The organism is Streptomyces flaveolus, from assembly GCF_000716535.1.
Lineage (GTDB): Bacteria > Actinomycetota > Actinomycetes > Streptomycetales > Streptomycetaceae > Streptomyces > Streptomyces flaveolus_A.
The window spans coordinates 33,292-58,499 of the sequence record NZ_JNWV01000043.1; the positions used below are offsets into that span (position 1 = coordinate 33,292).

Sequence of the window (25,208 nt, forward strand, 5' to 3'; positions counted from 1 at the left end):
GCGACTCGTCCAGGAACAGCGCGCCCGCCGCCACCGCCACCGCCGGGTTGACGTAGGTGATCACCGTGGCCCGGGTGGGGCCGGCCTCCCTGATCAGCTCCAGGAACGCCACGAACGCCACCGCGGTGCAGATCACGCCCAGGCCGGCCAGCGCGGCCAGGACGGTGGGCGAGGGCAGGGCGGCCGGACGGGTGAGGGCCGCCGCGGGGGCGTAGACCAGGGCGGCCAGGGTGAGGCAGGCGGCCGTCAGATGGAGTGACGGGACCTCCTTGAGGCGGCGGGCGGCGATCAGGGGGGCCGTGGCGTAGCCCACGACCGTCACCAGGACCTCCGCCAGGGAGCGGGCGTCACCGCCGGTGAGGTGCGGGAGGGTGAGGACCGTCACCCCGGCCAGGCCCAGGGTCAGGCCGGTGATCCGGCGGACGCCGAGGTGTTCCGTGTCGCCCAGGAGCCGGGCCAGGACCACGCCGACGATCGGTACGCCCGCGATCAGCAGGCCGGCCGTCGAGCTGGACAGGTGCCGTTCGGCGTCGGTCAGGGTGAACCAGGGCACCATGATCTCCAGGACCGCGAAGGCCAGCATGGGGCGCCAGTGACGTCGTACCGCGTCCCCGAAGCCGCCCTGGCGGAGGGCGAACGGGAGCAGCAGGGCCGCGCCGAGCGCACAGCGCGTGAACACCACCACCGGCGGGGACACCGCGTCCACCGCCACCTTGATCATCAGATAGGGGATGCCCCAGACCACTCCCATCAGGGAGAACAGGAACCAGCCGCGTGCAGTCATGCGGCCGAGTGTCGGCCTCCCGGTGAGGGGCTGTCTTGAACGCTGTTGCGGTAGGCCGCCGGGGTCACCCCGAGCACCCGGCGGAACCAGCGGGTCAGGTGGGCCTGGTCGGCGAAACCGACGAGGCCGGCCACCTCGGCGGGGCGCAGGCCGGTCTCCAGCAGGATCCGAGCCTTGGTCACCCGGTGCTGGGCGAGCCAGGCGTAGGGGGGTATGCCCATCGTCGTACGGAAGGCGCGCAGGAGCTGGTAGCGGGACAGGCCGAGGTCGGTGGCGAGCAGGGTCAGGGAGGGCGGGTCGGTGAGTTCGTCGGCGAGGCGGTCGCGGACCGTGCGGGCTATGGCATCGGCGCCGGGGACGCGGTCGGGGAGCGGGCGGGCCGTGGAGTGGCGCCGGGCCAGGGCCGTGAGCACCCAGGGCAGGACGGACTCGGCCTCCAGCGGGTCGGGGCAGGCGCTGAGCCGCGTGTGGGCGGTGCGCAGGGCGCGGGCCAGCGCCGGGTCGTCGATGACGGGTTCGCGGAAGTGCGGCAGGCCGCCGAGGGTGCCGTCGGCCAGCAGGGACGGCTCGGCGTACAGGGCGCGGTAGGCGTAGCCGTCGGTGGGGTTGCCGGGGCCGCCGGTGTGCATCTCGCCGGGTTCGAGGACGACGATCGTGCCGGGGCCGGTGCGGATGTGGCCGCCCCGGTAGTCGATGATCTCGGAGCCGCCGACGCAGACGCCGATCGTGTACTCGTCGTGGGCGTGCGGGGCGTACACGTGCCGGCGGAAGCTCGCCGTGAGCAGGTCGAGCGGGGGCCCGCAGCGGCCCAGCCGGGCCCGTGTCCACCGTGCCTGTTCCCCCATCGGACCGTCCCCTCACGACTCCCACCGCCGGCGCCCGTGCCGCGCCGCGCCCCCGCTACCGGGTACAGCGCCGGAAGCCGCCATTCCATGCCGCGCTCGTCCAGGCGCTCACGCCACGGTGAAGGCAATCTTCGACGTGCCCGGGTCGGCGCGGGTGAGCCGGACGCGCAGGCGTTCGCCGAGGGGCAGGTCCGGGCCCTCGATCCGTCCTATGACCGCCGGGGACATCACCTGGACGGTGCCCACGGTCGGCCGGTGCTCGTCCACGTCCACGACGCAGCCGTCGAAGACGTCCCCGACCCGGTCCTTGAGCAGGGCCGCCTCCACGATGTCGACGCACTCCCGCTCGACCGTGCCCGCGCGCCGGGAGCCCTCGGCCATCCGCCGGGGCAGCACGTCCAGCACCGCGAGCACCCAGTCGGGCGGGTTCCGGCCGGCGACGGCGGCGAGGCAGATCTCCGAGGCGTACCGGTCGGCGAGGCGGCGCAACGGGGCGGTGCAGTGCGCGTAGGCGGCGGCGACGGCCGCGTGCGTGGTGAGCGCGGGCAGCTCGCCGTCCCGGAAGACGGTGTAGCCGGCCCCGCGCAGCAGGGTGGTGCACTCCTGGAGGAAGGCCGCGTGGTGCGGGTCGTGCGGGTCCAGGGTGCGCAGCAGGGCCGCGTACGACACGTGGTGCGGCCAGTCGATGTGCAGGGCGGTGGCGGTACGGCGCAGCCGTCCGACGGCGCCGTCGGGGGCGGCGGGGAGGGTGCGCAGGATGCCGGTGCCGTGGGTGAGCATCAGATCGGCGGCGGCCATCCCGGTGAGCAAGGAGAGCTGGGCGTTCCAGCGGTCGGCGGGCAGCGGGGCGCGGTAGCGCAGCGCGTAGGTGTGGTCCTGCTCGACGATCTCCTGCTCGGGCACCTGCAGGGAGATCCCGCCGCGTTCGGCCTCCAGCCGCTCCCGCGCCTCGCCGATCTCCTTGAGCAGTGCGACGGGCTCCTCGGCCGTGCCCGCGTCGATGTCCCGCTGCACGCCGGCGTAGTCGAGCTTGGCCCGGCTGCGGACGAGGGCCCGGCGCACGTCGACGGCTAGGGTGCGGCCCTCCGCGTCCAGGTCGATCGTCCACAGCACCGCCGGACGGGTCTTGCCGGGCAGCAGGCTGGCCGCGCCCTCGCTGAGCACGGTGGGGTGCAGCGGGACCCTCTCGTCCGGGAAGTACAGGGTGGTCACCCGCCGGTGCGCCTCCGCGTCCAGGGCTCCGCCGGGTGCGACGAAGGCGGCGACGTCGGCGATGGCGTACCGGACGCGGTAGCCGGTGCCCTGCCGGGACAGGTGGGCGGCCTGGTCGAGGTCCGTGGAGGTGGGCGGGTCCAGGGTGAAGAAGGGGACGTCGGTGGCGTCGTACACCGGCAGGGCGGGGTCCTTGGCCGCCTGCTCGGCGGCCGCCTGGACCTCCGGTGCGAAGGCCTCCGGGATGCCGAGTCCGGAGCGGAGCGCGGCGAGCGCGGCCCGGAGGGGCGCCTCGGGGGCGCCGGTGACGCGGATCTTGCGGCGGGGCATGGAGCGAGCGTAGGCCGAGGTGGCACCGGAGTCACGCCGTACCCTGGCGCGGAGGTCTACGTAAGGAGTACGTGTTGCTGGTCCTGCTGCCGCCCTCCGAAGGCAAGGCGAACCCGGGCGAGGGTGCCCCGCTCCGGCTGGAGTCGCTGTCCCTGCCGGGGCTGACCGCCGCGCGGGAGGCCGTGCTCGGGGAGCTGGTCGAGCTGTGCTCGGGCGACGAGGGGAAGGCCCGCGAGGTGCTGGGGCTGAGCGAGGGGCTGCGCGGCGAGGTCGGGAAGAACGCCGGGCTGCGCACGGCCGGCGCCCGCCCCGCCGGGGAGGTCTACACCGGTGTCCTGTACGACGCCCTCGGCCTGGCCACGCTGGACACGGCGGCGCGGCGCCGCGCGGCGGAGTCGCTGCTGGTCTTCTCCGGGCTGTGGGGTGCCGTGCGGGTGACGGACCCGATCCCCTCCTACCGCTGCTCGATGGGCGTCAAGCTGCCGGGGCTGGGCGCGCTGGCCGGGCACTGGCGGGCGCCGATGGCCGAGGTGGTGCCGGAGGCGGCGGCCGACGGCCTGGTCCTCGACCTGCGGTCCTCGGCGTACGCGGCGGCCTGGCGGCCGAAGGGCGAGGTGGCGGGGCGGACGGCGACGGTACGGGTGCTGCACGCGCCGACCCGGAAGGTCGTCAGCCACTTCAACAAGGCGACGAAGGGCCGGATCGTCCGCAGCCTGCTGACCGCCGGGACCGCGCCGAAGGATCCCGCGGAGCTGGTGGGGGTGCTGCGGGAGCTGGGGTACGTCGTGGAGGCGGAGGCACCCGGGAGGGCGGGCAAGGCGTGGACGCTGGACGTGCTGGTGGACGAGATCCACTGAGGACACCGTAGGCCGTTGCATCTTCTGCAACGCTCATTGCGGCGCTTGCAGTAACTGGGCACGATGAGGGCATGACCTCGCCGCTGCCCTCCTTTCCGGCTGCCTCCGTGCTGGACCTCGCCCCCGTCGTGCCCGTGGTGGTGCTCACCGACGCCGCCGACGCCGTACCGCTGGCGCGGGCGCTGGTCGCGGGCGGACTGCCCGCGATCGAGGTGACCCTGCGGACCCCGGCCGCGCCGGCCGCGATCCGGGCCATCGCCGCGGAGGTCCCGGAGGCCGTGGTCGGGGCGGGCACGGTGATCACGCCGGAGCAGGTGGACGCGTGTACGGCCGCCGGGGCGCGGTTCCTGGTCAGCCCCGGCTGGACGGAGGCGCTGCTGGAGGCGATGCGCGGGTCCGGGGTGCCTTTCCTGCCCGGGGTGTCGACCACCTCGGAGGTCGTCGCGCTGCTGGAGCGCGGGGTGCGGGAGATGAAGTTCTTCCCGGCGCAGGCGGCGGGCGGTACGGCGTATCTGAGGTCGCTGGCCGGGCCGTTGCCGCAGGCCCGGTTCTGTCCCACGGGCGGGATCGGGCCCGAGACCGCACCGGAGTATCTGGCTCTGTCCAACGTCGGCTGCGTGGGCGGGAGTTGGATGGTCCCGGCGGAGGCGCTGGCCGCCCGGGACTGGGGCCGGATCGAGGAACTGGCGCGTACGGCGGCCGGGTTGCGGTCCTCGGGCGGCTCAGGGGCGTAGGCGCCGGGGCGTGGGTGCCGGACGGCTCAGGGGCGCAGGTGAGAGGTGTCGTTGAACAGCCGCACGCTCGCGTTGCCGTCCGCGTAGTACGCCACCGCCGACAGGGAGGCCGCCGAAAGCTCCATCCTGAACAGCGACTTGGGCGGGGCGCCGAGCGCGAGGCGGACGAAGGTCTTGATCGGGGTGACGTGCGTGACCAGCAGGACCGTACGGCCCGCGTAGGCCGCGGTCAGCTTGTCACGGGTCGCGGCGATCCGGGTGGCCGTCTCGGTGAAGCTCTCGCCGCCGCCGGTGGGGTGGGCCTCCGGGTCGGCGAGCCAGGCGTCGAGGTCGTCCGGGTAGCGCTCGCGGACCTCGCCGAAGGTCAGGCCCTCCCAGGCGCCGAAGTCCGTCTCGCGCAGGCCGTCTTCGAGCGTGACGCCGAGGTTCAGTCGGGCGGCGACGATCTCGGCGGTCTCGCGGGTGCGGGCGAGGGGGGAGGCGACGACGGCCTGGATCGTGCCGCGCCGTGCCAGGGCCTCGGCGACGCGGTGCGCCTGCTCCCGGCCCGCGGCGGAGAGGGAGGGGTCGGTGCCGCCGCTGCCGGAGAAGCGCTTCTGGGGGGTCAGGGGGGTTTCGCCGTGCCGGAGGAGGACGAGGGTGGCGGGGGCACCGAGATCCGGGGCGGCGCTCCAGCCAGGGGCACTGGTGACGCGCTGCTCGTCCACGGCTCCCCCACGGGAGCCGGAAGGACGCCCCTCGCCGGGGGTGGTCGGGGCCTGCTCACCGGGAGCGCGCCCGGCGCTGGGGGTCGTAGGACGCTGCTCGCGGGGAGGTGCCGCTTCTGCCGGGACGGACGCCGCCTCGGCAGCGCGACTGCCCGCAGAAGCGGACGACGGCCGCTCCTCAGCGGCACGACTCCCCACAGCCCCGGACGACGGCCGCTCCCCAGCAGACCCTGCCCCAGCGGCACGACTGCCCGCAGATGCGGTGGATTCCGGCGCGGCTGCCGAGGGCTCGGGGGTCGCGCCATCGGATTCGGCGGTCGCACCGGCGGCTTCGAGGCTCCCTGCGGCGGACTCAGGGGTCGCACCGGCGGCGCGGCCCTCCGCCAGGGCCGCGCGGGCCCTTGCCGCTCCCGCCGCCGCGTCTCCGGGTGGGCCCTGCGGCTCAGGGGCGGGAGGCGGGGTGTCCAGGGCCGCGCGGGACCGGGACGGGGACCACTGCCGGCCCTTCGCCCCCGCGTCCATCGCCTCGTTCGCCAAGCGGTCCGCGTGCTTGTTCCGCTCGCGGGGGATCCACTCGTAGGTGACCTGGTCCGGGGGGTGGACGGACCTCGCCTCCGTCGCCAGGGGCTTCATGTCGGGGTGCTTGATCTTCCACCGGCCCGACATCTGCTCGATGACGAGCTTGGAGTCCATGCGGACGTGGACCCGGGCCGACGGGTCGAGGGCGTGGGCGGCGCGGAGACCGGCCAGCAGACCGCGGTACTCGGCGACGTTGTTCGTGGCGACGCCGATGTACTCCGCGGCCTCCGCCAGGGCCTCACCCGTGGCCCCGTCGAGGACGACCGCCCCGTAACCCGCGGGCCCGGGGTTGCCCCGCGACCCGCCGTCGGCCTCGACGATGAACTCCCGCACCCCTGAAACCCCTTACAGACCCGACTCGGCCGTACGCACCAGGATGCGGCGGCAGTTCTCGCAGCGGACCACCGTGTCCGGCGCCGCCGAGCGGATCTCGTTCAGCTCGGTGATGGCCAGCTCCTGCCGGCAGCCCTGGCAGGTGCGGGCGTACAGCTTGGCCGCGCCGATGCCGCCCTGCTGCTCGCGCAGCTTGTCGTAGAGCTTGAGCAGGTCCGCGGGGACGGAGGCCGCCACGACCTCGCGCTCCTTGGCCACCGAGGCGGCCTCGCCGTCGATCTCCTCGAACGCCGCGTCCCGGCGACCGTTCGCGTCGTCGATCTTCGACTGTACGGAGGCGACCCGCTCGGTCAGCTCGTTCACCCGCTCCTGCGCGGCCTCACGGCGTTCCATGACCTCCAGGACCACGTCCTCCAGGTCGCCCTGCCGCTTGGCGAGGGAGGCGATCTCGTGCTGGAGGTTGGACAGGTCCTTCGGCGAGGTGACCGCGCCGGAGTCCAGGCGCTGCTGGTCGCGGGTGGCGCGCTGGCGCACCTGGTCGACGTCCTGCTCGGCCTTGGTCTGCTCGCGGGCGCAGTCGCTCTCCTCGGTCTGCGCGGCCACGAGCAGGTCGCGCAGCTGCGTCAGGTCCTTCGTCAACGACTCGATCTCGGCGTGCTCGGGCAGGGACCTCCGCTTGTGCGCGAGCTGCTGCAGGCGGACGTCGAGGGCCTGGACGTCGAGGAGTCGGATCTGGTCGGCGGGCGCGGCGTTCAGTTGGGGGCTCCCGTGGTATCGGAAGGGGCGCGCGAAGCGCTCGTTGGAAGGGTGGTGGTGGGCGACGGGTGGGCGGTGGCGGTGGACGCCGCGTGGGCGGTCCAGGGGTCGGTGACCGTCTTGGAGACGTGGACGCGCAGGTCCCAGCCGTGACGGTCGGAGATCTCGTCGAGCTGGCTCGCGGCCAGCTCGCACCAGGGCCACTCGGTGGCCCAGTGCGCCGCGTCGAGCAGCGCGAGGGGGCTGTGGGCCACCGCCTCGGAAGCCGGGTGGTGGCGCAGGTCGGCGGTGAGGAAGGCGTCGACGCCGGCCGCGCGGACCTGGTCGAACAGGCTGTCGCCGGAGCCGCCGCTGACGGCGATCGTGCGGACCACGGCCTCGGGGTCGCCGGCCACCCGGATGCCCTGCGCGGTGGCGGGCAGCCGCTCGGCGGCACGGGCGGCCAGCTCGCGGACGGTGAGGGGGTGGTCGAGTTCGCAGACGCGGCCCAGGCCCCGGCGGCCCTCGGGGTCGGTGGGGTCCGGCACGAGGGGGCGTACGACGCGGAGGTCGAGGGCCCCGGCGAGGGCGTCGGAGACACCCGGATCGGCGGTGTCGGCGTTGGTGTGGGCGACGTGCAGCGCGATGTCGTTCTTGATCAGCGTGTGCACGACCCGGCCCTTGAAGTGCGTGGCCGCGACCGTGGTCGTGCCGCGCAGATAGAGCGGGTGGTGGGTGACCAGCAGGCCGGCGCCGAGCTCGACGGCCTCGTCGACGATCTCCTGGACGGGGTCGACGGCGAACAGGACCCGGGTGACCTCCTGGTCGGGGTCGCCCACGACCGTGCCGACCGCGTCCCAGGACTCGGCCCGCTCGGCGGGCCACAGGTTCTCCAGCGCGGCGATGACTTCAGACAGACGGGGCACGGCCCAAGGCTACCTGGCTGTTCGGCGGGGCTGTACCGCATGCGTCCGGTCTGACCCCGCTCAGCACAGACGCCCCGGTTTCCTCAGGTGAATCGCTTCTGCACCACCCTTACGTGTGAAGCCGGGGAGGGCCGGTCCCCTGGTTGTGCTGGCGAAAACTAGCTTCGTCGCCGGAGGTGACCGAACGATGACGGCCTGTGCGATCGAACCCCCCTCCACGGACGGGACCGACGGCGTGCCGGGGACGGGATGCGCGATCACGGCGGACGGCGCGTACGCCGCCCGGCTCGCGCGGGACGGTGACTCCCTGTTCCCGGAGCGCTGGACCCTGGACGGCCCGGAGCCGTACGCGGTGCCCCTGCCCGGCAACCAGCCGGAGGAGCCCGGGACCGAGGTGCAGCCGATGGGTGACGGACGGGTGCTGATCCACCGCCTGGTGGCCGGACGGCACGCCTTCTCGCTGCTGTACCCGACCGGGCCCGGCACCGGCGAGCTGCCGCTGGGCGCGGTGGAGAGCGCCGAGCCCGGCACCCGGCTCACCCTGCTGCCGCCGGCGCCGGGGGGCGTGCGGGCGTACGCCCTCGCGGTCGGGCCGCGCTCCAGCGTGGTGTGGCTGGTGGCGGGCGGGGCGTTCGGCCCGGAGCGGTGCGCCGAGGTGCCGGGGCGCTGCTCGGGCGGCGTCTGGCTGGACGGGTCCGGCCGGATGCTGGCGCTGGACCGGGAACTGGAGGGCCGGACCAAGACGGTCGTGGTGGACCTGGAGCGCGCCGGCGAGGTCTCGCCACTGCTCCAGATCGCGGACGGCAGCGACGACCGGCTGCTGCTCGCCGATCCCGACAGCGGCCTGCTGCTGATCTCCTCGGACGCGCCCTCCCCCGGGCGCGAACGCCTGGGCTGGGGCGTGCTCGGCAGCACCCTGCCGGTGCGGTTCCCGGAGTGCCTGCGGGTGCCGGAGTGCGCGGTGACCCCGTTCGCGGTCCAGCCCGGTCAGGTGCTGATGCCGGAGGACTGCGCGGTGGGCCTGCGGATCGACGGGACCTTCGGCACCTGGGTGGGCCTGTGGCGCCCGGCCGACCGTGAGGTCCGGCACCTCCCGGCGCCCGGGGGCTGGCTGGCGGGCAGCGGGCTGTTCACGCGCGACGGGGTGCTGCGCCTGCCGTACGCCACGCCGGCGAATCCGTGCGGCGTGGCGGACGTGCCGCCGCCGAGCGGGTGCACGACCGCGGTCACGGGGGTCGCGGCCACCGAGGGGGCGGGGGACGTCCGGGGCCCGGACCGGGACGGCGGCGCTGCGGGGACCCTGGAGCAGGAGGTTCCGACGGGGGCGGAATCGGGCCCTCCGGTTCCGGCGGTGACCCGGCCCGTGCCGTTGCAACAGGCGCCCTTGGGACGTCTTGTAACGAACTAGTGCCGGTTGGCGTGTGCGCCTGGATTCGGCCCGTGGTGCGCCGGTTAAACTCGCCCGGCTGTACGAAAGATCAGTTTGACGGGGTGAATACGTCCGATGAGCGACACCAGCACCATTGAGCAGCTGTCTGCCGGCTCTTCCGAGAACGCCGGCCACGGTCGGCACCGGGGCCCGGTCGCGGCCCAGGAGAGCGAGTCGACTCCGCACGGCCGGCATCGCAAGCCGGTCCAGGAGACGGCGGAGGCAGCTGCCTGACGGCAGTGAAGAAGAGGGGGCGCTCGCTCGGCGGGCGCCCCCTTTGCCTTACCCCGGCTGCCCTCACCCCCGTCCTGCTCCCTCGCCTCACCCCCGCCTGAGCCCCAGCACCTCCGCCGCCGCGAAGGTCTCCCCCGGCGGCCGGTCCGCGTAGCGCGGGGTGAGGAGCGCGTCCAGTTCGTCGTACGTGAAGGTCTCCTGCTCGCTGTCGAACCGGACCCGCACCCGGGGCCGTTCGACCACGGCCACCATGCCGCCGTGGACGACGAGCAACTGGCCGTTGACCCGGGCGGCGGCCGGCGAGGCCAGATAGCCGACGAGCGGGGCGACATGCTCGGGAGCGAGCGGGTCCAGGCCCTCCGCCGGCTTCCGCAGGCCCGCGAAGACGTCCTCGGTCATCCGGGTCCCGGCGCGCGGACAGATCGCGTTGGCCGTGACGCCGTACTTGGCGAGGGTGAGCGCGGTGGAGGTGGTCAGACCGACGATTCCGCCCTTCGCCGCCGCGTAGTTGGGCTGGCCCGCGGACCCGGCCAGGAACGCCTCCGAGGAGGTGTTCACGATCCGCCCGTACACCGCCGCACCGGCCGCCTTGGACCGCTCCCGCCAGTGCGCGGCGGCGAAGCGGGTGGTGTTGAAGTGTCCCTTGAGGTGGACGCGGATCACCGCGTCCCAGTCGTCCTCCGTCATGGAGAAGACCATGCGGTCGCGCAGGATGCCGGCGTTGTTGACCAGGATGTCCAGCCTGCCGAACGCGGATATGGCCGACTCGACCAGTTCGCGGGCCTGGGGGAAGTCGGAGACGTCCCCGGTGTGCGGTACGGCCGTGCCGCCGGCCGCGCGGATCTCCTCGGCGACCTCCTCCGCGGGACCCGCGGACGCCGCGCCGGAGCCGTCCCGCCCCGGTTGCCCGTAGTCGTTGACGACGACGGCCGCACCGAGCCGGGCGAGTTCCAGGGCCTCGGCCCGGCCGAGCCCGCGCCCGGCGCCGGTGACGATCGCGCAGAGCACCTCCAGTGGCAGTGACATGCGCCGCTTCCTCAGATCTCGATGCAGGTGCGCAGGGCGGTCCCGGTGCGCATCTGGTCCAGCGCCTCGTTGATCCCCGCGAGCGGCACCCGGTGGGTGATCAGACCCGCCAGGTCGACGCGGCCGGCCCGCCACAGGGCGATCGTGCGCTCGTAGGAACGCAGCACGTCCCCACCGCCGTACATGGACGGCAGGATGCGCTTCTCGTCGAAGAACAGCTCGAACATGTTGAGCTGGAGGAAGTCGTCCATGGCGCCGGCTCCGACCACGACGAGGGTGCCGCCGCGCCGGGTGTTGTCGTAGGCGGTGCGGGCGGTGGCGGACCTGCCGACGACCTCGAAGACGTAGTCGAAGCCCTCGCCGCCGGTGACCTGCTGCTTGGCGTCGGCCAGCCCCTCGGGTGCCACGGCCTTCGTGGCACCGAACGCGAGGGCGGACTCGCGCCGGGAGGCCACCGGGTCGACGGCGACGATCTCGGCGGCGCCCTTCAGCCGCGCGCCCTGTACGGCGGAGATGCCGACGCCTCCGCAGCCGATGACGGCGACCGACGAACCGGGTGCCACGTCGGCGGTGTTGAGGGCGGCGCCGAGACCGGTCGTGACCCCGCAGCCGATGAGGGCGGCGATGTCGAAGGGCACGTCGTCCGGGATCGGCACGGCGCAGCCGGCGTCGACCACGACTTCCTCGGCGAAGGTGCCGGTGCCCGCGAAGCCGAACAGGTCGCCGCCGGAGCGCCGGAAGTTGGGGGTGCCCGCGTTCATGAACCCGGCCAGGCAGAGCTGGGTCTGCCCGCGTCTGCAGGCCGGGCAGGCGCCGCAGGCCGGCAGCCAGCACAGGACGACCCGGTCCCCCGGCTTGAGGTGCCGTACGCCGTCGCCGACCTCGAGGATCTCGCCGGCGCCCTCGTGGCCGGGTACGAAGGGGGCGGGCTGGGGCAGCACCCCGCTCATCGCGGACAGGTCCGAGTGGCACAGGCCGGTGGCGCGCACCCGGACCCGGACCTTGCCGGGGCCGAAGCCCACCGCCTCGACGTCGTCGAGGACCTCCAGCTTTTCCTGGCCGATCTCGTGCAGTACGGCTGCGCGCATGGTGCGGGCTCCCCTCGCGGTCTGTCACTCGCTGTCTCTCACTCGCGGTCTGTCAGGAGTGCTGGACGGTGGTGTCGACGAGGACGGGCGCGTCGTCCCGTTCGACGGCGCTCACGGCGACCCGCACGGAGGCTTCCGAGGCCCACATCCGGATCCGCAGGGTCTCCCCCGGGTACACGACCCCCGCGAACCGCGTGGCGTACGACCGAACCCGGCTCACATCCCCGCCGAGCAGGGTGTCGACGACCGCCTTGAGCGTGACGCCGTAGGTGCACAGGCCGTGCAGGATGGGCCGTTCGAAGCCGGCGAGCTTGGCGAACTCGGGGTCGGCGTGCAGGGGGTTCCAGTCGCCGGACAGGCGGTAGAGCAGCGCCTGGTCCTCGCGCAGGTGCCGCTCGACGGTCCGGTCGGGCTCCCCGGCGGGGGGCTCCGGCCGGGTGGACGGTCCCCGGTCGCCGCCCCAGCCGCCCTCTCCCCGTACGAAGATCTGCGCGTCGTTGGTCCACAACGGGCCCTCGGCGTCGGTGACTTCGGTGCGCATGACGAGGACGGCGGCCGTGCCCTTGTCGTACACGGCGGCGATGCGGCCGGTGGCGGTGGCGGTGCCCTCGGCCGGGATGGGGCGGTGCAGGGTGAGCGTCTGGCCGCCGTGCAGGACGCGGGCGAGGTCGACGTCGACGCCGGGCATGGACAGCCCGCTGATCACGCCCGGTGAGCCGGCGCCCGCGACGGTGGCGAAGCTGGGCAGGACGTGCAGCCGGGACTCCAGGGTGTAGCGCAGTTCGTCGGGGTCGGTCGCGGGGACGCCCGCGCCGATGCCGAGGTGGTAGAGCAGGACGTCCTTGCGCGTCCAGGAGATCTCTCCCGACCGGGGCTCGGCGGCGAGTGCCTTGGCGGCGTCGATGGGCATGGGGCTCCTGACGGGTCTCAAGACCTCGGTGCGGACGTCCGCACCGTCGGCCGCACCGAGGTCGTCCACGTGCGGACCTAGAACGCGTTCCAGTCCGGCGCCCCCTGTATAGCCGAGCGCCCCCCACTTGTGAAGGCTCCTGACACCGTGTCAGCTCCGCTGGCGGGCCGTGACATTTGTACCGCCCGGGTTGGTACACGCCTCTCTGTCGGGGCCGGGCCCGGTTCCGTACCGTTCGATTCGTACGCTGTGCTGCCCCGCCGCGACCGGGCGGGCTCATACGAACGCTTCGAACGGGGGACACGGGGATGACAGGGTGGCGGAGACTGCGCTGCCGGACGGCGGCCTGGCAGTCGCAACGGCTGGAGTGGCGGGCGCGGGCGCGGCGCGTCAAGGCAGCGCGGCGGGCGGCTCGGGGGACGGAGCGGCTGGACGGCGCGCACCCCGCCGCCGTCGGCCATCCGGGCCCGCCGCCCACCGGCTTCGCCCTGCTGCCCTGGCTGCTGATGGGCATGGGCTCCTTCTCCAACCTGCTCCAGGGCCGGACCCCCGACCCGTGGATCGGCGGCCTGGGCCTGCTGGCCTTCAACTCGCTCTACATCTACGTCACCTTCCGCGCCTTCGACCGGACGAGACGGGAGTCGACGTCCACCCGGGTGGCGCTGGGCCTGATGGGTTTGCTGACCACGGGCCTGGCCCTCGGTTACGGCGGGAGCTGGCTGATGTTCTTCCCGCTGCTCGGCCTGGCCACCGGCGCCGTCCTGCGCGGGCCGTGGCTGGGCCGCGCAGGCGTCCTGCTGGCGGTGTACGCCGGTGTCGCCTCCGCCGCCCAGGACGGCTGGGAGGACGCGACCAGCATCGGCTACGGCACCTTCATCTCCACCATGGTGACCGCCGCGATCCTCAGCCTCTCCGAGGCGGTACGGGAACTGCGGGCCGCCCGCGAGGAGCTGGCCCGGCGGGCGGTGGAGCAGGAGCGGCTGCGCTTCTCCCGCGACCTGCACGATCTGCTCGGGCACACGCTGTCGGTGGTCGTGGTGAAGTCCGAGGCGGCCCGCCGGCTGGCCCCGCGTGATCTGGACGCGGCACTCGCACAGATCTCGGACATCGAGTCGGTGGGCCGGCAGGCGCTCACCGAGATCCGGGAGGCGGTGACCGGCTACCGCGAGGGCAGCCTGGCCACCGAGCTGACCCGGGCCCGGTCCGCGCTGTCCGCGGCGAGCGTGGAGCCGGTGGTCCGGCAGTCCGGGGCGCCGCTCGACCCGCAGACCGAGGCGCTGCTCGGCTGGGTGGTGCGCGAGGCGGTCACCAACGTCGTCCGGCACAGCCGTGCCGACCGCTGCGAGATCACCGTCGAGGGAGCCGCCGAACGGGTCCGGCTGACGGTCACGGACAACGGCACGGGCGCCGGGACGCCCGCCGCCGGCGGGAGCGCCGGCGGTACGGGGCTGAGGGGGCTGACCGAACGCCTCGCGGCGGCGGGCGGTTCCCTCACGGCCGGCCCGGCGCCGCGCGGCGGATTCACGGTCACCGCCGACCTTCCGGTGGGCGGTGACGAACCGGTGCCGTCGGCGGCTACGGCGCCCAGGGCGCTGTGACCGCCCAGCTCACGTCCGCCGTCCACGACGTGGCGCTGTCGAAGGCGTTGGTTCCGCCGTTGCTCGCTATGTAGAGGCCGTGGTCGTAGTGGCGCAGGTAGCGCGTCGGGTAGTTGTACGAGGCGAACGAGGTGCCGGTGCCGCTCCTGCCGGTCTGCGGGCAGAAGGTGGCGTCGGCCCGGAACTGGGCGGTGCCGTCCATGGGCTGCCGGTAGACCCGGTAGTTGGAGTGGCGCAGGAAGTCACCGGGATAGTTCCGTGACTCGAAGGAGACGCAGGAGCTGTCGGCCAGTCCACGGCGGACGATCCAGGTGGCGTCGTTCTTGTCGAGGGAGGGACTGCTCGACGTCACCGGGGAGATGACGGCCGCGTCGTTCTGGTGGCGGACGTAGTCGCCGGTGCAGCAGGAGGTCGTGGCGCGCAGGGAGATCTCCGAGCCGGGGTTCAGCGTGCCGGTGCTGCCGGTCGGGCCGCCGTAACCGACGGAGACGATGTTGGCCTGGACGGCGTTGTCGGCGGCGTCGGTCGGGATGCCGGCGGTCATCACGCCCTCGAAGAAGGACCCGATCGAGCCGTTGCTGTTGTCACCGCCCGTACCGAGGACGATCGCGCCCTCCTGGTGCATCGGGGAGTATCCGCCCGCGGTGGGCTCACCCCCGGAATAGGTGGTCGTCAGCCCGCCCGATTGGGCATTTCCGTATTTCAGCGCGAAATGGTCCTGGCCGTTGTTCTTCAGCAGCGCGGTCACGAACGGCAGCGGGCCGGTCCCGGTGTTGGAGGTGTTCCTGCTGTAGCCGGCGTCGGACTGGAACAGCCCGTTCTCCAGATCGGCCTGCACCCAGGGGCCCTGCCCGTAGCAGGGCGAGAACCAGCACTCGGTGCCGAAGTTGATGGCGTCCATGTGCCCGTTGCCGGTGTCCATGTTGTTGGTCTCGGCGTTGCCGTAGTCGAAGCAGCAGCGGTTGTTGACGTGCGTGCCCGAGGTCACCATGTACATCCCCTCGGCCTGCCCGTTCACGGCCACGCCCGAGGTGGAGTTGTCCCGGTAGCCCATGCCCGCGGAGATCTCCAGGCCGTAGACCTGGTGGCCGCCGGCGGTCACCGGCAGGGCGTCCGCGGGCGCCCCCACATCGGCGGCCCCGGCCCCGCCCGCGCCCTCGATCGTGAGGTCGTTGTGGCGCGGGGACTGGTCGTAGATCTCGGTGATGACGCATGTCGTGCCGGAGCAGAAGGAGTCCTGGGCGGCGGCGTTGGCGTACCCGCCGGCGGACAGCAGACCGATGTTCGTCTTCGCCGCGTCCTTGGCGCGCTGCACCTGGTACAGCGGCCCGTTGTACGACGCGTACAGCGCCCGGGCCAGGCTGTGCGCGGCGACACAGGGGGTGCCGGCGGCGGCGTAGAGGTCACAGGGCAGCGAACTCGCGGCGGCGGCCGGGGGCGCGCCGGCGCCGAGGAACAGCGCGGCGAGGGTGGCGCAGACGGCGAGGAGGGAGAGGAGGGCGCGGGGACCTCGCGGGGCTCGCGGGGCCCCGGGGGCGTGGGGGGATCTCGACAGCACGGTGCACCTCGGGTTCGTCGGGGGGCGAGGCTTGTCCGAAATCCCGGACATCGTTCGACCGAAATACCGAACTTATTCGCCTGCGGAATTACTGCGGATTCCAGGAAATGCGCGGGCACGGCACGGGCGATTGCAGGGGTGATTGTTTGTGTACCGTCAAGACGCGTCAACCCCCGCCGCACCGGACCATGCCGAGTCTTTACGAGCCCCCGGTGTCGAGCCGACCCTGACGAGCCGTCCGTGACGAGCCCGCTGTCCCGTCAGAGGCTCCGGTCAGTGGCTCCGGTCAGAGACTGGCGAGCAGACCGTCGAGCGGGGCTGGTGCGCGGCCGGGATCGAGGGCCTCGACCAGGACACGGCCGTAGTGGATCTTCCGCCCCTTCTTCGTGCCGAGGAAGCGCCGCAACTGCTGCTCTGCGGTGCGGCCCCGCTGGGCGGGCTGACGCAGGAAGGTCTGCAGCGCGCGCAGGTCGCCCTCCGCCCGGACCAGTTCCGCCACCCGGGTCACGCCCAGCGCGCGGATCAACTCGTCCTCCAGATCCGCCGCGCAGACGAAGAACCCGTGCTGTGCCACACCGGCCCGCTCCCAGCCGCGGGCGTAGTACGGGCGCTCCCGCTCGTCGCACAGCCCGGTGAGGCGCAACCCCAGTCCGGCCGGCCCGAGGAGGGTGGCGAACCGCCCGACGTTCATCGCCCCGCCCATGGGCAGGACGCAGACGCCTTCGGCCGCCAGGTCCCGGCCGCGGCCCGCGGCCAGCGCGCCGACGGCCGCCGCGTCGCTCGGCCCTTCGAGCAGCACGACCGCCCGGACGGACAGCCGCACGGCCTGCTCCCGCGCGGGGCCCCCGGGCCCACCGGCCGCCCACGCGGTGACCGCCTCCCGGAACGCCCCCATGTCAGCCATGAGCCGAGTCTCCGCCCATTCCTGCGGCCACGGTAGGGAATTTCCGCGAGCACGCGCCGATCATCGCGGCCAAGGGTCGACCGACACGCCGCCCGACGGCGGTACGGCCTCCGACCCTCGACCGCACCGTAAGCCTCCGACCCCGACCGGCGGGCCACCTCCGACCCCAACCGCGCCGCACCACTCCGCCCCAGTCCGGCGAGCTACCTCCAACCACCGCACCGCCGCACCGCCGCCCACCCTGCCCCAGGGCCGCCCTCCCCTCCCCGTTCCCTCTCCCTCCCCAGATACCTGCGCGAACTGCCCGCCCCCGCCGAGGACCCGCTCAGTTCGCTCGCCGGGACGCGGTTCGGTACGACAGGACGCAGGGGCTGCCCGCGCCGCCCGGCGTAACCTGTGGCGATGGACGACGAGATGCCCCGGGACCACCGGCCCGGCACACGCATCCGGGTGCTGCTCGCCGAGGACCAGGGCATGATGCGTGGCGCTCTCGCCCTGCTGCTCGGCATGGAGGAGGACATCGAGGTCGTGGCTCAGCTCGGCTCGGGCGACGGCATCGTGGACGCCGTGCTCACGCACCGGCCGGACGTGGCCCTGCTGGACATCGAACTGCCGGGCATGAGCGGGCTGGACGCGGCGGCAGAGCTGCGGGCCCAGGCTCCCGACTGCCGGGTGCTGATCCTCACCACCTTCGGCCGGCCGGGCTATCTGCGCCGGGCCATGGAGGCCGGAGCGGCCGGCTTCCTCGTCAAGGACGGGCCCGTGGAGGAACTGGCCGCGGCGATCCGGCGTGTGCTCACCGGGGAGACCGTGATCGATCCGGCGCTGGCCGCCGCCGCGCTCAGCGCCGGGCCGAATCCGCTGACGCCCCGTGAGCGGGAGGTGCTGACGGCGTCGGTGGACGGGGCGACCGTCGCCGACATCGCCGGCCGGCTGCACCTGTCCGAGTCGACCGTCCGCAACCACCTCTCCTCCGCCATCGGCAAGACCCACACCCGCAACCGAGCCGAAGCGGTACGGGAGGCCCGGCAACAGGGCTGGCTCTGAACGGGGCCTCCCGCGCGGCGGGTCACTTCGTCACGTCCGCCTCCTCGTAGGCCGTTCCCTCCGGGGCGACGCACACGAACCAGTTCCCTCCCGGGTAGCCCGCCACCGGGCGGATCAGCGCGGTGCCGTCATGGGCGGCGGGCGCGGATCCCGCCGGCCGGGCCACGGTGGAGGTGCCGTCCTTCCACGACCGCCTCCCGCTGCCGGGCGGGCAGTTGCGCGAGCGCCTTGAGCAGGGCACTGCGGTCGTCGGCCTGGGCGATCCGGTCGCCGGTGTCGGCCACCTCGCGCACCAGGCCGGAGTCGTCCTTCGGCGCCAGGAACTCCCTGAGCCTCCGGCGGTGTCTGCGCGCGTGCGCGTTGATCATCACGCGCCGTACGTACGCCTCCGGGTCGTCCGCGCCGCCGACCCGGCGCCAGGCCACATAGACCCGTTCGAGCGTCGACTGGACCAGGTCCTCGGCGGCGTGCTGCTCCCCCGTGAGGAGAAATGCCGTACGCATCAACCGCGGCCAGCGGCCGACCACGAAGCTCTGGAACTCCTCGTTCCGAGTCTGCTTCCCGTCCCCCATGGGCACCTCCTAGATGTCTGAAGGAGTCCATGGGCCGCCCGGACCGTTGCCCCGGCCCGCACCAAGATTTCCCCTCCCGCCATGACACCGCGTCAGTAACCCATGGAAGGGTCAAAAATTCGTTAGAGGCCCGAAGCAACGGAATAGTTGCCTGTGCATACGAGGTTTACCCAGCACTTATGACACGCGGAAGGCCTCACCCCATGCCAGAGACGACGACCGACCAGCCCACCCGGAGAGCGGGCGGCGCCGTGGTCCCCGTGCTCGCCTTCGCGGGCATCGTGGTCGCGGTGATGCAGACGCTGCTCGTACCGGTCATCAAGGACCTGCCGCAGCTACTGGACACCGCCCCCAGCAACGCCACCTGGGTCCTCACCTCGACCCTCCTCTCGGGCGCCGTCGCCACCCCGATCATGGGCCGGCTGGGCGACCTCTACGGCAAGCGCCGCATGATGATCCTCAGCCTCGCCGTGATGGTGGTCGGCGCCCTGGTCAGCGCCTTCACCGACCAGCTGCTCACCATGATCGTCGGCCGTACCCTCCAGGGCTTCGCCATGGGCGCGATCCCGCTCGGCATCGGCCTGATGCGCGACATGCTGCCGCGCGAGAAGCTGGGCTCGGCCATGGCCCTGATGAGCTCCTCGATCGGCGTCGGCGGCGGCCTCGCGCTGCCCGCCGCGGCCCTGGTCGCGCAGCACACCGACTGGCACGCCCTGTTCTACGGCGCCGCCGGCCTCGGCGCGCTCGCCATCCTCCTCACCCTCCTCGTCGTCCCCGAGTCGCCGATGCGCGCCAAGGGCTCCTTCGACCTGCTCGGCGCGCTCGGCCTGTCCACCGGACTGGTGCTGCTCCTGCTGCCCATCACCAAGGGCAGCGACTGGGGCTGGTCCTCGGGCACGACGCTCGGCCTGTTCGCCGCGGCCGCCGTCGTCCTGCTGCTGTGGGGCCTGTTCGAGCTGCGCGTCCAGGCGCCCCTGGTCGACCTGCGCACCACCGCCCGCCGCGAGGTGCTGCTCACCAACCTGGCCTCGATCATGGTCGGCGTCAGCTTCTACGTCGTCTCGCTCGTCCTGCCCCAGCTCCTCCAGCTGCCCGCCGCGACCGGCTACGGCCTCGGCCAGTCCATGGTCGTCGCGGGCCTGTGCGTGGCCCCGCTGGGCCTGACGATGATGTTCACCGCCCCGGTGTACGCCCGTCTGTCCGCCCGTTACGGCCCCAAGGTCACGCTGATCACCGGCCTGCTCGTCATCGCGATCGGCTACGGCGGCGGCCTCGGCCTGATGGACGCGGCCTGGCAGACGATCGTCACGTCCGTCGTCCTCGGCGCGGGCATCGGCCTCGCCTACTCCTCGCTCCCCGCGCTCATCGTCGGCGCGGTCCCGGCCTCGGAGACCGGCGCGGCCAACGGCCTGAACACCCTGATGCGGTCCATCGGCACGTCGGTGTCCAGCGCCGTCATCGGCATGGTGCTGGCCAACACGGCGAACAACGTGAACGGCGTCGCGATCCCGACCATGCACGGGTTCCGGGTGTCCTTCCTGATCGCCACCGCCGCCGTCGCGGTGGGCCTGGTCCTGGCGGTCTTCCTGCCGAAGGCGGCCCGCCCGGCGCAGCACACGCAGCTGCGGGCGAGCAGCGAGGAGGACGCCAACCTGGAGCGTGCCGAGGAGGCGCTGCGCGGGTTCCGGGGGCGGGTCCTGGACGCCGGCGGCACGCCCGTCGCCCGGGCCAAGGTCACCCTGATCGACCGCCGGGGCCGGCAGGCCGGTGCGACCGTCTCCGCCGAGGACGGCAGCTATGCGCTCGCCGTGCCGGCCGAGGGAGCGTACGTGCTGGCCGCGCGGGCCTCCGGCCACGGGCCGCTGGCTTCTTCGGCGACGCACCCCGGTGAGGAGCGGGCCGTCGATCTGGATCTCTCGCTGCCCGGGGAGACCGTGAACGCCTGACGGGGCGCCCCGCTCCGTCCGCCGGCTCCCGCACCCTTCGCACCGCACCCCCTGTCGATGAGCGACCGGGGGTGCGGCAGCATGGGCGGTCGGACCGACGTACGACCGAAAGGCGCCCCATGCCCGCCGCTCCCAAGCCTGAGATCCTGGCCGCGTTCGAGGCGGCGAAGGGGTTCATGCCCCTGGACGAGGGGCTCGCCCTGTACGACGCCGCCGTCACCGCCGGCCGGCTCGGGCTGCCGCTGCTGGAGGTCGGCACGTACTGCGGGCGCTCCACCGTCCTGCTGGCCGACGCCGCGCGCGCGGCCGGTGCCACGGCGCTCACCGTCGACCATCACCGGGGCAGCGAGGAGCAGCAGCCCGGCTGGGACTACCACGACCCGGAGACGGTCGACCCCGAGGTCGGCCTGATGGACACGCTGCCCACCTTCCGGCGCACGTTGTTCAAGGCGGGGCTGGAGGAGCACGTGGTCGCCCTCGTCGGCCGCTCCCCGCAGATCGCGGCCATCTGGAACTCCCCGCTCGGGTTCGTGTTCGTCGACGGCGGCCATACGGACGAGCACGCCACGGCCGACTACGACGGCTGGGCGCCGCACGTGGCCGAGGGCGGGCTGCTGGTCATCCACGACGTCTTCCCCCACCCGGAGGACGAGTTCACCGGTCAGGCGCCGTACCGGGTGTACCTGCGGGCCCTCGGGTCCGGGGCGTTCACGGAGGTCTCGGCGACCGGGTCGCTGCGTGTCCTGCGGCGAACGGGAGCGGGGATCTGAGGCCCCGGTTAGAGTCGCAGACGTGTCGTACGTTGGCCCGGACTTCGATCCCCCGCAGCCCCGCCGGCCCCGGCGGCGCCCGCTGACCGTGGCGCTCGCCGCGCTGGTGCCCGGAGCACTGCTCGGCTGGGTGGTGTACGAGGCGGTGGGCGGGGGCCCTGGCGGTGAGGACCGTACGGGCTCCCCCGCGCCGGCCCCGCGCACCTCCGCGGTGTCCTCCGCCCCGGTCCCTTCCGCGAGCGGCAGGAGCGGCGGCGGCGACGCCACCGGCGGTGACGACGGCAAGGCGTCCGCCTCGCCCTCCGCCCGGCCGGGCGGTTCCGGCCCGCTCAAGGGGAAGGTCGTCGTGATCGACCCGGGGCACAACCCGGGCAACTTCCAGCACACGGCGGAGATCAACCGCCCGGTGGACATCGGAACGAACCACAAGGAGTGCGACACCACCGGTACGTCCACCAACGACGGTTACACCGAAGCGCGGTTCACGTCCGACGTGGCGCACCGGCTGCGGGACCTGCTGGAGCGGCAGGGCGCCACGGTGGAGCTCACGCGCGACGGCGACAGTCCGGCGTGGGGTCCGTGCGTGGACGAGCGGGCCCGGATCGGCAACACCGCGCGCGCGGACGCGGCGATCTCGATCCATGCCGACGGCTCCGCACCCGGCAACCGCGGCTTCCACGTCATCCTGCCGGGCTCCGTGCACGCGGGTGCCGCCGACACCCGTGCCATCGTCGGCCCGTCGCACGATCTCGGGGTGCGCATCGCGGGCAACTTCCTCCGCGAGACGGGGGAACCGCCCTCCAACTACCTCGGCGACGGTACCGGTCTCGTCACGCGGACGGACCTGGGTGGTCTCAATCTGTCAACGGTTCCCAAGGTGTTCATCGAGTGCGGCAACATGCGCGATAGCAAGGATGCGGCACTGCTGACCAGCGGCGCCTGGCGACAGCGGGCGGCGCAAGGGATCTCTGAGGGAATCGTGAGTTTCCTGCGCGATTCGTGACCGGCGGGCGGAACCGGCCGGACAGCCGGATCTTGCGGACGATAGTGTCTACCGACGACGAGACGACCTACGAAGGACCTGAAGTGAATATCCGCTCCCTCACTAGAGGCGACGGCGTGGTGATCGGAGCAGCGGTGGTGCTGTTCATCGCGTCGTTCCTCGACACGTTCGACACCAGCGGCAACGACATCCCCAACGCCTGGGACAACCTCGGCCTGGTGATGAGCATGTACGTCGGCGGCATCGTCGGCGCGGTCCTGATCGTCGTCTCCCGCGCCCTCCCGGAGCCCCGCAAGGTGGTCGGCCTGGACCTCGGCCAGGTCGGCGTCGCCCTCACGCTCTTCGCCGCGTGGACCTCGTTCTGGACGATCATCGATCCGCTGGGCGCCTTCGACGACTTCGACCAGTTCGACGTCGGTGCCGGCTCCGGTCTGATCCTGGGCCTCATCGCCGCACTGCTGCTGGCCGCCGCCGCCATCGCCACCCCGCTGGTCCCCGCCCTCCAGGCCGCCCTGATCCCGGCCCCCAAGCCGGTCGCCCCGCAGCCCTACGGCGCCCAGCCGCCCGGTGGTTACGGCTACCCGGGCGCCCAGCCGCAGCAGCCCTACGGCGCGCAGCCGCAGCCGGGCCAGCCGTTCGGGCAGCAGCCGCCGGCCCCCCAGGGCGCCGCCCCGGCGCCGCAGCCGGCCGCCGCTGACTTCTCGCCGTTCTGGTTCGCCGTACCGGTGCCCCGCCCGCTGTTCTCGGAGGACGGTTCGCCGAACCAGATCGCCGAACTGGCGCCGGGCACCTGGTACCTGGCCGTCGAGCAGCGCGGAGCCGCGCTGGTCGCGCAGACCCAGGACGGCCGCCGTGGCGTGCTCCAGGACACCTCGGGCATCCAGCGCGGCTGATCCGTCGCCGCCGCGCACCGGCCCCTCGCCCTTCCGGGCGGGGGGCCGTTGTCGTACAGTCGCCTCCCGTGCAATATCTGACGTATCGTCAGGAGGTAGGCGCATGCGGCTCGGTCTCGCGCTCGGCTACTGGGGACGCGGTCCGGACGCCGGTCATGTGCCGCTCGCCCGGGAGGCGGAGCGGCTCGGCTACGACTCGGTGTGGACGGCGGAGTCCTGGGGCTCGGACGCCTTCACGCCACTGACCTGGATCGCCGCCCAGACCTCAACGATCAGGCTGGGTACGGCGGTTGTCCAGATGGCCGCCCGCTCACCGACCGCCACCGCGATGCACGCGCTCACCCTGGACCACCTCTCCGGCGGGCGCGTCCTGCTCGGGCTCGGACTCTCCGGGCCGCAGGTGGTGGAGGGCTGGTACGGCCGCCCGTTCCCGAAGTCCCCGCTCACCGCGACCCGGGAGTACGTCGACGTCGTACGGCAGGTGCTGCGCCGGGAGGCGCCGGTGGCGGCGGACGGCCGGTTCCACCCGCTGCCCTACCGGGGCCCGGACGGCACGGGCCTCGGCAAGCCGCTCAAGCCGATCACGCATCCCCTGCGCCGCGACCTCCCCGTCCTCCTCGGCGCCGAAGGCCCGCGCAACGTCGCCCAGACGGTCCGGATCGCCGACGGCTGGCTGCCGCTGTACTGGGCGCCGGGCCGGCCCGAGGTGTACGGGGACGTGGTGCGGAAGTTGCCGGAGGGGTTCAGGTTGGCTCCGCTGGCCCGGGTGAAGGTCTGTGACGACGTGGCCGAGGGGCTGCTGCCCGTCAAGGCCATGCTGGGCTTCTACATCAGCGGGATGGGGCACGCGGCCCGCAACTTCCACGCCGAGCTGATGGCCCGCATGGGGTACGAGGGCGAGGCCCGGCGGATCCAGGAGTTGTTCCTCGCCGGGCGCCGGGAGGAGGCGGTGCTGGCCGTGCCGGACGCCTTCGCCGACGAGATCTCCCTGGTCGGTCCGCGTGAACGCATCGCCGAGCGGCTGGAGTTGTGGCGCCGGGGCCCGGTGACGGACCTGCTGGCCCTGTCACCGGACCCGCACACGCTGCGCGTGCTCGCCGAGCTGAACACCTAGCCCTTGGAGAGCTGGGAGGCCGAGGGCACCTGGTCCTTGACCGGCGCGCCGGCGCTCTTGCCCGCGTCCTTGACGCCGCCGATGACGTCGTTGAACGAGTTCACCGCGTTCTGGTCGCCCTTGCGGAGCTTGGACGGCAGGTTCTTCAGGGCGTCGATGCCACTGGTGAGGGGCGCGAGCGCCTTGGAGAGGGTCGGGTCGGCCTGGGCGTTCTTCTGGGCCGCCTTGAGCCGGTTGTAGGCGAAGGCGCCGGCGAGACCGGCCTTGACCAGGGCGAGCTTGCGGCCCTTGGCGCCCTTCTTGAACTTGCCTTCCTTCCAGGGCTTGACGATCCACTGGTAGGTCGCGCCGGCGGCGAGGCCCGCGTCCACGACGAAGCGGGTCTTGGCGAACTTGCGCTTCTCCGCGGGCGTGGTCGGGCTGGGGCTGTCGACGGCGGGGACGACCTGTGCCGCCGCAGTGTCCTTCGTACTGCTCTTCTCGCTGCCTCCACAGGCGGTGGCACCCGCCACCAGGGCGCAGCACAAGGTGAGCGCCACGACGAGGCGCCGTATCGGTACGGGCACGAGAGTCCTCCGGACGTGTCCTCCCCGAGCGGTCTGCTTCCTCCGGCAGCCTCACCCGGGGCGGCGGGGTGCGCCACCCGGGGGACGCCGTCCGGGTGGTGTCCGGGTCAGGTCCGGGTCGGCTCCGGGCTCTGTGGGGGGTTTCACGGCACAGCGCCCGGCAATCCGGAAAGTATGTCCCCTCGATATCGCAACGGCGCGAACCAGGCCGGGACGGTCATCGCGATCGTCGCCGACATCATGGCGCTGATCCTCGGCCTGTGGATCCTGATGTACCTGTTGGACGCGAACCGGGCCAACAGCCTGGTCCAGTTCGTCCATGACGCGGCCTCCTGGCTGGCCGGCTGGTCCCACGACCTCTTCACCTTCGACGAGGCCTGGGCCCGGGTGGTCGCCGGATACGGGCTCGCCGCGGTGGTCTACCTGTTCGTGGGCCACGCCATAGCCAACCGGATGCACCGGCACTGACCCGGGCGGACGGCAGGGCCGGCCCCTCGCGGAGCCGTTA

23 protein-coding genes and 1 pseudogene are annotated in these 25,208 nt (G+C 73.2%); 11 read left to right on the forward strand and 13 right to left on the reverse strand.

Annotated elements, in window-relative coordinates; all coding sequences use genetic code 11:
• Nucleotides 1-4 precede the first annotated feature (4 nt).
• The 3 genes and pseudogenes from OO52_RS54785 to OO52_RS38185 all read right to left on the reverse strand — a co-directional run.
• Nucleotides 5-784, reverse strand: a pseudogene (locus tag OO52_RS54785) (DMT family transporter); the annotation flags it as partial.
• Complete coding sequence (locus OO52_RS38180) at nucleotides 781-1,629, reverse strand: AraC family transcriptional regulator (protein WP_030655689.1); 849 nt, start codon at nucleotides 1,627-1,629, stop codon at nucleotides 781-783. The gene OO52_RS38180 and the pseudogene OO52_RS54785, both read right to left, overlap by 4 nt.
• A gap of 108 nt (nucleotides 1,630-1,737) precedes the next feature.
• Entirely contained in the window at nucleotides 1,738-3,171 is a 1,434-nt protein-coding gene (locus OO52_RS38185) for an RNB domain-containing ribonuclease (RefSeq protein ID WP_030655691.1), read from the reverse strand.
• A 74-nt stretch (nucleotides 3,172-3,245) separates the two neighbouring features.
• Here OO52_RS38185 and yaaA point away from each other — a divergent pair, with 74 nt between their 5' ends.
• The gene (gene yaaA, locus OO52_RS38190) at nucleotides 3,246-4,028 is read left to right on the forward strand and encodes a peroxide stress protein YaaA (protein WP_030655694.1); all 783 of its coding nucleotides are present in this window, start codon (nucleotides 3,246-3,248) and stop codon (nucleotides 4,026-4,028) included.
• Nucleotides 4,029-4,099: 71 nt separating this feature from the next.
• On the forward strand, nucleotides 4,100-4,762 hold the full coding sequence (eda, locus tag OO52_RS38195) for a bifunctional 4-hydroxy-2-oxoglutarate aldolase/2-dehydro-3-deoxy-phosphogluconate aldolase (protein WP_030655695.1): 663 nt from the start codon (nucleotides 4,100-4,102) through the stop codon (nucleotides 4,760-4,762).
• A 26-nt stretch (nucleotides 4,763-4,788) separates the two neighbouring features.
• Here the strand turns inward: eda and OO52_RS38200 are convergent, their stop codons facing one another.
• From OO52_RS38200 to OO52_RS38210, 3 genes are read right to left on the reverse strand one after another with little or no spacing between them, the layout of a single operon-like run.
• On the reverse strand, nucleotides 4,789-6,381 hold the full coding sequence (locus OO52_RS38200; protein WP_037630655.1) for a bifunctional RNase H/acid phosphatase: 1,593 nt from the start codon (nucleotides 6,379-6,381) through the stop codon (nucleotides 4,789-4,791).
• 12 nt (nucleotides 6,382-6,393) lie between these two features.
• On the reverse strand, nucleotides 6,394-7,137 hold the full coding sequence (locus tag OO52_RS38205) for a zinc ribbon domain-containing protein (RefSeq protein WP_030655700.1): 744 nt from the start codon (nucleotides 7,135-7,137) through the stop codon (nucleotides 6,394-6,396).
• On the reverse strand, nucleotides 7,134-8,042 hold the full coding sequence (locus tag OO52_RS38210; protein WP_030655702.1) for a Nif3-like dinuclear metal center hexameric protein: 909 nt from the start codon (nucleotides 8,040-8,042) through the stop codon (nucleotides 7,134-7,136). Before OO52_RS38210 ends, OO52_RS38205 begins: the two co-directional genes overlap by 4 nt.
• Nucleotides 8,043-8,229: 187 nt before the next feature.
• Between OO52_RS38210 and OO52_RS38215 the strand changes: the two genes are divergently transcribed.
• Nucleotides 8,230-9,450 carry a hypothetical protein gene (locus tag OO52_RS38215; RefSeq protein ID WP_030655705.1) on the forward strand — a complete coding sequence of 407 codons (1,221 nt, stop codon included), beginning with the start codon at nucleotides 8,230-8,232 and terminating at the stop codon, nucleotides 9,448-9,450.
• A gap of 342 nt (nucleotides 9,451-9,792) precedes the next feature.
• Here the strand turns inward: OO52_RS38215 and OO52_RS38220 are convergent, their stop codons facing one another.
• From OO52_RS38220 to OO52_RS38230, 3 genes are read right to left on the reverse strand one after another with little or no spacing between them, the layout of a single operon-like run.
• Nucleotides 9,793-10,731 carry a 3-oxoacyl-ACP reductase gene (locus OO52_RS38220; RefSeq protein ID WP_030655707.1) on the reverse strand — a complete coding sequence of 313 codons (939 nt, stop codon included), beginning with the start codon at nucleotides 10,729-10,731 and terminating at the stop codon, nucleotides 9,793-9,795.
• An 11-nt stretch (nucleotides 10,732-10,742) separates the two neighbouring features.
• On the reverse strand, nucleotides 10,743-11,819 hold the full coding sequence (locus OO52_RS38225; protein ID WP_030655710.1) for a Zn-dependent alcohol dehydrogenase: 1,077 nt from the start codon (nucleotides 11,817-11,819) through the stop codon (nucleotides 10,743-10,745).
• Nucleotides 11,820-11,871: 52 nt separating this feature from the next.
• The gene (locus OO52_RS38230; RefSeq protein WP_030655713.1) at nucleotides 11,872-12,729 is read right to left on the reverse strand and encodes a MaoC/PaaZ C-terminal domain-containing protein; all 858 of its coding nucleotides are present in this window, start codon (nucleotides 12,727-12,729) and stop codon (nucleotides 11,872-11,874) included.
• Nucleotides 12,730-13,037: 308 nt separating this feature from the next.
• Between OO52_RS38230 and OO52_RS38235 the strand changes: the two genes are divergently transcribed.
• Entirely contained in the window at nucleotides 13,038-14,327 is a 1,290-nt protein-coding gene (locus OO52_RS38235) for a sensor histidine kinase (protein ID WP_037630657.1), read from the forward strand.
• Here the strand turns inward: OO52_RS38235 and OO52_RS38240 are convergent.
• Nucleotides 14,305-15,885 carry an alpha-L-arabinofuranosidase B gene (locus OO52_RS38240; protein ID WP_030655718.1) on the reverse strand — a complete coding sequence of 527 codons (1,581 nt, stop codon included), beginning with the start codon at nucleotides 15,883-15,885 and terminating at the stop codon, nucleotides 14,305-14,307. The genes OO52_RS38235 and OO52_RS38240 overlap by 23 nt on opposite strands.
• 286 nt (nucleotides 15,886-16,171) lie before the next feature.
• Nucleotides 16,172-16,789 (reverse strand): TOPRIM nucleotidyl transferase/hydrolase domain-containing protein, encoded by a 618-nt coding sequence (locus OO52_RS38245; protein WP_030655720.1) that lies wholly within the window; start codon nucleotides 16,787-16,789, stop codon nucleotides 16,172-16,174.
• 414 nt (nucleotides 16,790-17,203) lie between these two features.
• On the opposite strand from OO52_RS38245, the gene OO52_RS38250 reads away from it, so the two are divergent.
• The gene (locus tag OO52_RS38250; RefSeq protein WP_030655722.1) at nucleotides 17,204-17,836 is read left to right on the forward strand and encodes a response regulator transcription factor; all 633 of its coding nucleotides are present in this window, start codon (nucleotides 17,204-17,206) and stop codon (nucleotides 17,834-17,836) included.
• Nucleotides 17,837-17,964: 128 nt separating this feature from the next.
• Here OO52_RS38250 and OO52_RS38255 read toward each other — a convergent pair whose 3' ends face one another.
• Nucleotides 17,965-18,408: a sigma factor gene (locus tag OO52_RS38255; RefSeq protein WP_234339914.1), complete on the reverse strand. Its 444-nt coding sequence runs from the start codon at nucleotides 18,406-18,408 to the stop codon at nucleotides 17,965-17,967.
• A 203-nt stretch (nucleotides 18,409-18,611) separates the two neighbouring features.
• On the opposite strand from OO52_RS38255, the gene OO52_RS38260 reads away from it, so the two are divergent.
• The 5 genes from OO52_RS38260 to OO52_RS38280 all read left to right on the forward strand — a co-directional run bounded on the left by OO52_RS38260 (nucleotide 18,612) and on the right by OO52_RS38280 (nucleotide 24,134).
• Complete coding sequence (locus OO52_RS38260; RefSeq protein ID WP_030655725.1) at nucleotides 18,612-20,354, forward strand: MFS transporter; 1,743 nt, start codon at nucleotides 18,612-18,614, stop codon at nucleotides 20,352-20,354.
• Between the two features lie 119 nt (nucleotides 20,355-20,473).
• Entirely contained in the window at nucleotides 20,474-21,124 is a 651-nt protein-coding gene (locus OO52_RS38265; RefSeq protein ID WP_030655727.1) for a class I SAM-dependent methyltransferase, read from the forward strand.
• A gap of 22 nt (nucleotides 21,125-21,146) precedes the next feature.
• Complete coding sequence (locus tag OO52_RS38270) at nucleotides 21,147-22,127, forward strand: N-acetylmuramoyl-L-alanine amidase (protein WP_030655730.1); 981 nt, start codon at nucleotides 21,147-21,149, stop codon at nucleotides 22,125-22,127.
• 83 nt (nucleotides 22,128-22,210) lie between these two features.
• Complete coding sequence (locus tag OO52_RS38275; RefSeq protein ID WP_196943450.1) at nucleotides 22,211-23,020, forward strand: DUF5336 domain-containing protein; 810 nt, start codon at nucleotides 22,211-22,213, stop codon at nucleotides 23,018-23,020.
• A 103-nt stretch (nucleotides 23,021-23,123) separates the two neighbouring features.
• Nucleotides 23,124-24,134, forward strand: a complete 1,011-nt coding sequence (locus tag OO52_RS38280) for an LLM class F420-dependent oxidoreductase (RefSeq protein WP_030655734.1) — start codon at nucleotides 23,124-23,126, stop codon at nucleotides 24,132-24,134.
• Here OO52_RS38280 and OO52_RS38285 read toward each other — a convergent pair.
• The gene (locus OO52_RS38285) at nucleotides 24,131-24,700 is read right to left on the reverse strand and encodes a hypothetical protein (RefSeq protein WP_030655736.1); all 570 of its coding nucleotides are present in this window, start codon (nucleotides 24,698-24,700) and stop codon (nucleotides 24,131-24,133) included. The genes OO52_RS38280 and OO52_RS38285 overlap by 4 nt on opposite strands.
• Nucleotides 24,701-24,874: 174 nt before the next feature.
• Here OO52_RS38285 and OO52_RS38290 point away from each other — a divergent pair, with 174 nt between their 5' ends.
• Nucleotides 24,875-25,168 carry a hypothetical protein gene (locus OO52_RS38290; RefSeq protein ID WP_030655739.1) on the forward strand — a complete coding sequence of 98 codons (294 nt, stop codon included), beginning with the start codon at nucleotides 24,875-24,877 and terminating at the stop codon, nucleotides 25,166-25,168.
• Nucleotides 25,169-25,208 lie beyond the last annotated feature (40 nt).

What these genes read in the sequence shown, in the direction of transcription:
- OO52_RS38230 (WP_030655713.1), bottom strand. Translation starts at nt 12,729, where the DNA reads ATGCCCATCGACGCCGCCAAGGCACTCGCCGCCGAGCCCCGGTCGGGA.
- OO52_RS38215 (WP_030655705.1), top strand. Translation starts at nt 8,230, where the DNA reads ATGACGGCCTGTGCGATCGAACCCCCCTCCACGGACGGGACCGACGGC.
- OO52_RS38265 (WP_030655727.1), top strand. Translation starts at nt 20,474, where the DNA reads ATGCCCGCCGCTCCCAAGCCTGAGATCCTGGCCGCGTTCGAGGCGGCG.
- OO52_RS38290 (WP_030655739.1), top strand. Translation starts at nt 24,875, where the DNA reads ATGTCCCCTCGATATCGCAACGGCGCGAACCAGGCCGGGACGGTCATC.
- OO52_RS38280 (WP_030655734.1), top strand. Translation starts at nt 23,124, where the DNA reads ATGCGGCTCGGTCTCGCGCTCGGCTACTGGGGACGCGGTCCGGACGCC.
- OO52_RS38235 (WP_037630657.1), top strand. Translation starts at nt 13,038, where the DNA reads ATGACAGGGTGGCGGAGACTGCGCTGCCGGACGGCGGCCTGGCAGTCG.
- OO52_RS38260 (WP_030655725.1), top strand. Translation starts at nt 18,612, where the DNA reads ATGCCAGAGACGACGACCGACCAGCCCACCCGGAGAGCGGGCGGCGCC.
- OO52_RS38185 (WP_030655691.1), bottom strand. Translation starts at nt 3,171, where the DNA reads ATGCCCCGCCGCAAGATCCGCGTCACCGGCGCCCCCGAGGCGCCCCTC.
- OO52_RS38245 (WP_030655720.1), bottom strand. Translation starts at nt 16,789, where the DNA reads ATGGCTGACATGGGGGCGTTCCGGGAGGCGGTCACCGCGTGGGCGGCC.
- OO52_RS38250 (WP_030655722.1), top strand. Translation starts at nt 17,204, where the DNA reads ATGCCCCGGGACCACCGGCCCGGCACACGCATCCGGGTGCTGCTCGCC.
- OO52_RS38225 (WP_030655710.1), bottom strand. Translation starts at nt 11,819, where the DNA reads ATGCGCGCAGCCGTACTGCACGAGATCGGCCAGGAAAAGCTGGAGGTC.
- OO52_RS38180 (WP_030655689.1), bottom strand. Translation starts at nt 1,629, where the DNA reads ATGGGGGAACAGGCACGGTGGACACGGGCCCGGCTGGGCCGCTGCGGG.
- OO52_RS38255 (WP_234339914.1), bottom strand. Translation starts at nt 18,408, where the DNA reads ATGGGGGACGGGAAGCAGACTCGGAACGAGGAGTTCCAGAGCTTCGTG.
- OO52_RS38220 (WP_030655707.1), bottom strand. Translation starts at nt 10,731, where the DNA reads ATGTCACTGCCACTGGAGGTGCTCTGCGCGATCGTCACCGGCGCCGGG.
- eda (WP_030655695.1), top strand. Translation starts at nt 4,100, where the DNA reads ATGACCTCGCCGCTGCCCTCCTTTCCGGCTGCCTCCGTGCTGGACCTC.